This is a genomic window from Peptoniphilus sp. DNF00840 (genome assembly GCF_001553125.1).
Lineage (GTDB): Bacteria > Bacillota > Clostridia > Tissierellales > Peptoniphilaceae > Peptoniphilus_A > Peptoniphilus_A vaginalis.
This window is the reverse complement of record NZ_KQ960239.1, coordinates 1-3,740: the sequence shown is the minus strand read 5'-3', so window position 1 is coordinate 3,740 and position 3,740 is coordinate 1. Positions and strand designations below refer to the sequence as shown.

General features: G+C 34.6%; 2 protein-coding genes and 1 pseudogene. 1 reads left to right on the top strand and 2 read right to left on the bottom strand.

Features of this window, described 5'->3' with window-relative positions:
* Nucleotides 1-251 (top strand): hypothetical protein (locus tag HMPREF1864_RS08635; protein WP_197415084.1); only part of this gene is annotated, 251 nt, incomplete at its 5' end.
* A gap of 353 nt (nucleotides 252-604) precedes the next feature.
* Here the strand turns inward: HMPREF1864_RS08635 and HMPREF1864_RS07000 are convergent.
* Together HMPREF1864_RS07000 and HMPREF1864_RS06995 are read right to left on the bottom strand one after the other, a co-directional pair.
* A complete protein-coding gene (locus tag HMPREF1864_RS07000; RefSeq protein ID WP_062572097.1) occupies nucleotides 605-1,924 on the bottom strand; it encodes a M18 family aminopeptidase in 1,320 nt (439 codons plus the stop codon).
* Between the two features lie 18 nt (nucleotides 1,925-1,942).
* A pseudogene (locus HMPREF1864_RS06995) lies at nucleotides 1,943-3,378 on the bottom strand (APC family permease).
* Nucleotides 3,379-3,740 lie beyond the last annotated feature (362 nt).

Genomic DNA, 3,740 nt, shown 5'->3' with positions numbered 1-3,740 from the left:
ACAACTTAGTTCAAATTGAAAACCCTGAAAAGAAGGAAAATAATAAGCCAAACACTCAACTTAAAAAAATTATTTTTGCCGAGTCAGGAAATAGACTTATAAAGCTAAAAAAAGATTACCTAGACAACGGGGTATGGCTAAGTCAGATAGAAGAAAAAGCCATAATTAAGAAACTAGAAAATAATACCTATGTAGACTTAAATAAAGGGGATGTAAGCATCTATAATAAATCCTCTAATAAAAATCTATAACTATTAACAAAATAAAAGCTGGCGATATTATAAAGATATCACTAGATGGTTTTGAAGATGTGTATCTAAGAGCCGTAAAATACGGCGATAATAGTTACAAATTGGTTCAAATTGAAAAACCAACTTCTAACTAAAGCCAATAAAATAATTCATTTTAAATAGTGTCAGATAAAACTGGCACTATTTTTTTTATAATTTGTTAATCCCAATCATTTTCATTTAAAGAAAAAAGAGCAGGCCTAAGCCTACTCTCTTTTCAAAAAAAGTATTTATTTAAATGTGTTGTCGCGATTTTATTTATTTGCTTTCACAAATTTTATTTATTAAATACTATTTTCTAATAAAAACTTATATTATTCAATAGTTATTTTTGATGCGCCTTCAATTTTTACATTAGAGTTGTAATATTTTGTAAGGGCCTTAATCATATAGTCTGGGTCTTTTGCTCCAGCTGTTTCATAACTAGAGTGCATTGCTAGTTGTGGTAGTCCTATGTCAACTGCGTGAAGGGAAACTTGTGTGTTTGATAAGTTTCCAAGAGTTGATCCACCTTGCATGTTAGATCTGTTGGCAAAGTGTTGAACTGGAACCTCAGCAAGGGCACAAATTTTTTTGAAAACTGCTTGTGAAAAGGCATCTGATGTGTACTTTTGGTTGGCAGCTTCTTTGATTACAATACCTCCATTCATAAAAGTTCTGTTTTCGTCATCAGTTAATTCCTTGTGATTTGGATGAACTGCATGAGCATTGTCAGCACTTACTAGGAAGGATTTTGCAACAGCCTTGTGGTATTCTTCTTCTTCAAAGCCAAGACCTGCATTTAGTCTTTTTAATGTATCGTGAAGAAGTGTTGACATGGCACCTTGTTTTGTGTTTGAGCCAACTTCTTCGTTGTCGAAGCAGCAGTAAACATTTACTGCCTTGTCATTCTTACCTGCTATAAAGGCCTTTAGTGAAGTGAAGGCACATTCTAGGTCGTCAAGTTTTGGTGATGAAACAAATTCATCCTTGTAGCCCCAAATTTTTCCTTCTTGTCTATTTACTAAGAATAGGTCCTTCGAAATAATTTGTTCTTCTCTAACTCCAAGTTCTTCAGCTATCATCTTGTTGTAGTCGCCCTTTTTCATAGCACCACTTGTGAAAAGTGGAAGAAGGTCAACTTGTCTGTTAAACTTATAGCCATTATTTACTTCCCTATTCATGTGGATTGCCACATCAGGTATGATTAAGATGTCTTTGTCAATGTATAAAAGTTTTGATACAATTGCGCCATCTTCTTCAACTAATACTCTTCCGCCTAGGGTAAGAGGCTTGTCAAACCATGTCCAATCAATTGGTCCACCATAAACTTCTACATTTAATTTTACATAGTCTCCTGGGCCATCAAGCTCTGGCATACTCTTTACCTTGTAAGTTGGTGAGTCAGAGTGAGATGCCACAAGTTGGTAGTGGTAATCTGAAAGGTCACTGCCTACCTTAAAGGCAATAATACTTGAGTCATTTCTTGTAGTGTAATAGTTTTTGCCCTTTTCAATAGTCCAGCTTTCGCCTTCCTTTAATTCTATAAAATTTTCCTTGTCAAGATATGTCTTAACAGTGTCTACTGTGTGGAACATACTTGCAGATTTTCTAATAAATTCTAACAATTCCTTTGAAGTTTCTAAATAATTCATACTTCCTCCTTTTAGAATTTAGCTAAGTTTCTTATCTTCCTTTGCCCTAATCATTGGTAGAATTACTCCAAGTGCAACAAGTACAAGTGGTGTAATTACGTTAAGTGCCATTTGCATTGGATCGTCTGAGATCATTCCTAGCATACAGCAAGCTGCTGTTAATATGAAGCACCAGAAGCCAAAGAATAGAGCAAATCCTTGGTTACGTGTAAAGTAGAAGTCTCTTTTTACGTCACCCCTGTTCTTTCTCAAGAAGATGTAAGCCAAGAATACCCATAGGTAACGAAGTGGCATTGTGATTGAATTAAGCTTTGTCAATTGTCTCAATACAGTTGCAGCACCTGGCACAAGGATTTGTGCAAGTATAATTGAACCTGCAAGAACAATTATAAGTTTTATACCATTGATGTAAGCTCCGTATTTATTTTTCTTAAGAAGCTTTCTTGGGATGTATTTGTTTGTCTTGTCATCATCAAGTAGCATTCTTAGTGGTGCGTCAATACTTACAACAAGTGTAGAGAATTGACCAATCATATTACATAAAGCGTAGATGATCATAATTTTGTTTCCAAGGCCATAGTATTCGCCAACTCTTTCGAAGGCCCAATAAGCACCATTGGCTGCGTAAGAGTCAAAAGTTGCTGGATCTGCGTTGATAATGGCAGGATCAAACATCATACCCATGGCAATAGTACCAAAGATAGCTGAAATAATTACCATTACAGCGGCAAAAATCATTGCCTTAGGGAATTCCTTAGAAGAGTACCTTCCATGTGGTTTACATAAGGACTCATCTTTTCAATACCACCAACAGCAAATACAAGAATTGATAAAGAAGTGAAATACTTCATATCAAAAGTTGGAATCAAGTTGTCAAGTGACCAATCCATAGCTTGGTAACCACCATTAGGATTGATCTTTGGTGCAGCAAGCATCATTAAGATGTAAAGAATACCCATGACAAACATACTTGAACCTGCAATAGTTGCAAGGTTCTTAAGTGGGTTAAGACCTCTACTTGCTACCCAACAGAAAATTAAAAATACTGCTAGAGTTGCGATTTGTACATAAACAGTTGGTAGGGAGTCATAAAATTCTGCGTTTTGGAAAAACATCCAGGACATAGCCTTTAGTCCACCAGAACCCTTTGAAGCGATGTAGGTAATGTGACATGCCCAATAAGTCCAACCAGCGTAATAAGCTAACTTATCACTAGAAGTTGCCCTTATCCATGATGTAACTCCACCACCTTCATCCTTGAAGGAAGAACCAAGTTCCCCAACCATAAGTGCGTTTGGAATAAAGTAAAGTGCGAACATTAGGATCCACGAAAATATTACTTGGATTCCGTTAAAGAATACGAAACCGTTAACAACATTTCCAAAACCCCATAAAGTGGAGAAGGCCATAAAAGCCAGCATATACCACTTAATTTTCTTTTGTGAATCTTGCATTTTAACTCTCCTCTCAAAAAAATAATTGCATGATTAATTTAATTATAACCTTAAAAAAATAGACCGTCTAGTGTATTTAAAAAATAGAAAATCATTTCTTCCTGTTTTTTCAATGCTTCAACCACTTTATATGATTTGGTTGATAAAGTCTTGATTATTAATAAATACAAATCTATATCCCTTTTAAGTGAAAGAGGATTTTCATTTGTATAAATTTTCTTTCCTCTTAACCTATTAAAAAATACAATTTTTAATGGATTTTAAAATTGTATTTTATTGGAAATTTTATAAAATCTTTACGAGAATTGTAACAACAAAAAATCTCCGAAAAAATGAACTGACCCCCAAAAGTTGGACTTAAA

What these genes read in the sequence shown, in the direction of transcription:
- HMPREF1864_RS07000 (WP_062572097.1), bottom strand. Translation starts at nt 1,924, where the DNA reads ATGAATTATTTAGAAACTTCAAAGGAATTGTTAGAATTTATTAGAAAA.